Here is a 4,523-nt window from a genome sequence, read left to right as displayed (position 1 = left end):
TTGAAATAGATGATGAAGGTAATTTTTATGATCCATTAAATTTAGACTTGGATAATGATGGGATTCCTGATAGATATGATAATGACTTTAAAGATTCTGATTATTTTGAATCTACTTATGATGTTGAAGATAATTTTCATGCTAAAGAAGAAAAGGAATCTATTATAGATAAGTTACAGGAATATAAGAATAACTTAGAAGAAGACAATAACATAAAAGAAATAAACAACTGTGAGCCTTATGGTAGATAAATATTTAAGTAATATTGCTAGAGGAAGAGAATATGAAATTTGATAAAGATGGATTTAATGAATTTATACAAGATGAGTTTTCTTTTGATGGAGCAACTCAAAGAATAATTAATAACTTAGTGGAGTATGGAATCAAAAATTTAGGAGATTCAGAGGATAAATTAGTAGACTTTATTCAAACTATAATTAATGATCCAACAGTTGAAGAAATAAAACAATTTGTAATCAATGAAGAAAAAGAAGAATTAATAGGAGGAATATTAATGGACGTACGAAAAGGAAATGTAATTAATACAGAATTTGGAGAAACAATTGTACTTGATGTGAAAGATAATCAAGCTACACTATTTGATGGTAATCAATTTATTTTAGCTACAGGAATTAAGTTAAATAAGAAAAGTGGAAATTATGAATGGGAATCAGTAAGGTATGCCAGCGATATAAAAACTATAGCAAATATGCAAAATATTGATTTTAAAAGTATGAAAAATACAATAGACTTTCTAGCTGAATATAATCATAAAGAATTTGTAAAAGGGATCGTATCCCTTGAAACAGGAGTGTTAAATGAAGAGGTTCTTAATGCTACCTATGATAATTATATGAGTGATTCAGTAATGGGACTTATTGATGAAAAGTTTATGGATTATATAGATGAGCAAAGATTAGAAGAAAATTTAGAAATTAATCGAGAACAAGTAGATAAAGAAAGCAAGGATATATTAAACATAGATGGAAATTTAGCTAGTGATATAGAGATCAAAGATTTAAAAGCAAAAGATGGAAGAAACTTTAAAGTTGCTTCCTTTTCTATAGCAGAAAATGACAAGGAAGGAAACGTAAAATTTACTGATTGTTACGCATATGATGATAAAATTAGTCAAGTCGATAATATGAAGAAGGGTGACTTTGTACACTTATTTGGTAAGGGAAAAACCAACAAAGGAAAGAATGGAAAAGAATATAGGAGTATAAAGATATATTCTGCCAAGTTATTAAAAGCAAAAGAACAAATAAAAACTCAAAATAAAGATAAAAAGTCTATATTTGGGCAAATAAATAGATTTAAAAGTAATGATAATAAAAAGACTCATAAAATTGAGCATAGCAAAGGTACTGAGAGATAAAAATTGGCGGTCTTCGGATCGCTTTATTTTTTTGTTGAATAAATAATGATTATTTAAGTATTAGTTGAATATTTTACAAATATATGCTTAATACACAAAAGTTAGCTGAGATTTATTATTGATAAGGTTACAATAAATAAAAGAGTAAAAAATAACTAGAAAGCAGTAGGTAGAATAACAGATACTAAAATAACTAATTTATACTGAGATATAGTATATAATAATATTAGAAGAATATTGATATAAAATCATGTATCGTCTATATCATAGAGTTACGATTATTTGTGTTTATCAACATTTATAAGGAAAAATTATGAAAAGAAAAGATTTAATTTTGATTGCTCATATTATATTACAAATTGTTTTGTTCATACCTATAATTCCTTTTATAAAGTATTATCAACAAAAAGATATAGGAATTATAATAATAATTTTGCTGAGTATTGTAAATTTTATTTCGTATGTTATTACAATATTAAATTCTGATAAAAAATTCATTTTAAAGCATAGTATTCTAATTATCCTATTTATAATATTTATGTGTATAGAAGATACAATACTAATTAATTTACAAACAGGAAAACACATAGAATTAGTCATATATAGCTTATTATTGTTAGAAAATTTAGCCTTGATATATTCAACGTATAAGTTAAGCATTAAAAAACTAATTATAACTATTATTATTTTTATGTCAGCTTTAACAATAAATTATAATTATTCATTATCCAATTTTATATATAAATATGTAGTTATTCTTTTATTAATGAGTCCTAGTATTTCTTATATATTAGATAGAAAAATAAGACATAATAATAGAAGGGCAATTTTATATTTACAAATATGTTTTATTATTTCGTATTATATTTATAAAAAAATTAATAGCATTGAGTTTATATCAATTAGTGAATATCTACTACTAACAATTATATCAATGGAGTCAGTATTGCTATATAAAATTATGATTACGGATGTAAGAAAAGGATTAGCATTATTTATCAAAGCCATGAGGAACCTATTTTTAGGTTATATTGTGTTATTTGTAATGCTATATTTAGTTGGTATTTCTGTAGTAGATATTACTTTATTATCTTTTTACTTTTTTATATATTTAGCAGAATTTAGAAGTTATAAGGAGTATAAGAAACATCAAAATGTTACTTTTGATGAATTATTAGATAGTTATTATGTTGAAATATATAGAAACAGAGAAATTGAAAGACTTAATACTTTAAAAATTCAGACATTCTTACATGATGATATACTTCAAATTATAATAGCTATACGTAGATGGATTGAAGATAATTTGTCAGGTTCAGATAAAAATTATATATTACAGAATTTAGATAAATTGAATGATTTAATTCGACATGAAATTGATTCATTTAATCCTAAGATTAAAGAGTACAGTTCTTTGTATGATGCATATAATAAACTTATATCAGATCTAGAAGATATGTATTTAAGTAAACAGATGCTTATTGAATTTGAATGTAAAAAAGATATTGAACTTTCATCACCTTATGATGAGCTAGTATATAAGTGTATTAATGAGTTGTTAATAAATGCATTTAAGCATTCTAAAGGTTACAACACTAATATTAGTCTGAAAGTAGAAAAAAATATAATTTATTTAACAGTTACAAATGTTGGAGATTATATAAAAGATAAAGATAAAATTAAAGAAGGCAATATAGGATTAAATATTCTAAGACTGAATTTAAAACAATACAGAGGGGTATTTGAATATGAAATATTTAAAAATAATGAAGAATTAGAAGAATCGTATGTGCAATTTAAAATAAAAATTCCATTAGATAGGAGAGTTGTAAATGAAAATTTTGTTAATAGAAGATCATAAAATGGTAGCTACTTCTTTAAAAATGAGTTTAGAAACAGAACAATCTATTTCTGTAGATATAATAGACCGTATTGAAAAACTTAATACAGATAAATCAATTCTTAGTTACGACTTATTACTTATAGATATTAACTTAACGGGTATTGAAGGAACAGTAAATGGATTAGATCTAGCTGAAAGATTGATAGAAGATTATATAGATATAAAAATTGTTATTCTAACTGCATATAAATTAGAATTCTATATAAAACGAGCTAAAGAAATAGGATGTAGAGGATTTATTTCTAAAGAAGAGGATACTAAAAAGTTAATACAATATATTAAAAGTATTGTAGAAGAAGATGAAATAATATTTCCTGAAGAAAATTATATGTTAGAATCGTTGACAAAATATGAATTAAAAATAGTGAGATTGTATTCAAATGGTATGTCTAGGAAAGAACTAGCTAAAGAACTTAATATAAATGTTAGAAGTTTAGCGGTATCTTTATCTAGAATATATCAAAAATTAAATGTTAGAAATTATCAAGAAATGATAGACAAGGTAAGAGAACTAGGTTATGTAGATTCATTTTGATAGATGAGCATTAGGATTTAAAAATTCTAATGCTTTTTTTATTCACAAAAGTTAGCTGAAACTTAAATTAAAATAATATAAAATTAAAGAAAAAGTATAGAATTAATAATATTTAGAGGTGATAAAGTGATGAATTATTCAAGTAAACTAAAAAACAATATGCTAGGAAGAGAAATTACTCCTTTTAATGTGTGTAAATTATCGTGTACTAATACTTGTAGGTATAGTTGTACAGCAAAGAATGCTGCTAAACACCCAAAATATTCACATAGTACATTTAATAATAATTTAAATAAAGATGATAAAAAATAATACAACTTACAAACTTGGAAAAGAGATTGATATTTGGAAAGAAGGTACTGCTCAAACATTAACATTTATTGTGACTGAGGATTGTAATCTGAGATGTAGTTATTGTTATGTTACACATAAATCTTCAAATAAGAAAATGTCATTTGATGTAGCTAAGAAATTTATTGATTATGTACTATCAGAAGAAATAATAAGACCCAAAGGAGCTATATTAGATTTTATAGGTGGAGAGCCACTACTTGAAATAAAACTAATTGATCAAATATGCGACTATTTTAAATTGAAAACATATCTACTAAATGATGAATGGTATTGGGATTATAGGATTAATATAACGACAAATGGGATTAATTATGCTAGTAAAGAAGTACAAGATTTTATAAAGAAAAATCAAG

4 protein-coding genes and 1 pseudogene are annotated in these 4,523 nt (G+C 24.0%); all 5 read left to right on the top strand.

Annotated elements, in window-relative coordinates; all coding sequences use genetic code 11:
* Nucleotides 1-251, top strand: a pseudogene (locus KHW44_RS06690) (hypothetical protein); the annotation flags it as partial.
* Between the two features lie 32 nt (nucleotides 252-283).
* Nucleotides 284-1,378, top strand: coding sequence for a single-stranded DNA-binding protein (locus KHW44_RS06685; protein ID WP_304067537.1), 1,095 nt, complete (start codon nucleotides 284-286; stop codon nucleotides 1,376-1,378).
* A 313-nt stretch (nucleotides 1,379-1,691) separates the two neighbouring features.
* The gene (locus KHW44_RS06680; protein ID WP_304067534.1) at nucleotides 1,692-3,239 is read left to right on the top strand and encodes a hypothetical protein; all 1,548 of its coding nucleotides are present in this window, start codon (nucleotides 1,692-1,694) and stop codon (nucleotides 3,237-3,239) included.
* Complete coding sequence (locus KHW44_RS06675) at nucleotides 3,211-3,816, top strand: response regulator transcription factor (RefSeq protein WP_304067531.1); 606 nt, start codon at nucleotides 3,211-3,213, stop codon at nucleotides 3,814-3,816. The genes KHW44_RS06680 and KHW44_RS06675 overlap by 29 nt, the downstream gene beginning before the upstream one ends.
* Before the next feature lie 298 nt (nucleotides 3,817-4,114).
* Nucleotides 4,115-4,523 (top strand): radical SAM protein (locus KHW44_RS06670; RefSeq protein WP_304067529.1); only part of this gene is annotated, 409 nt, incomplete at its 3' end.

Source organism: Finegoldia magna, from assembly GCF_018371055.1.
Classification (GTDB): Bacteria; Bacillota; Clostridia; order Tissierellales; family Peptoniphilaceae; genus Finegoldia; species Finegoldia magna_I.
Note: the sequence above shows the minus strand (reverse complement) of the source record. Positions and strands in the feature narration are given on the sequence as shown.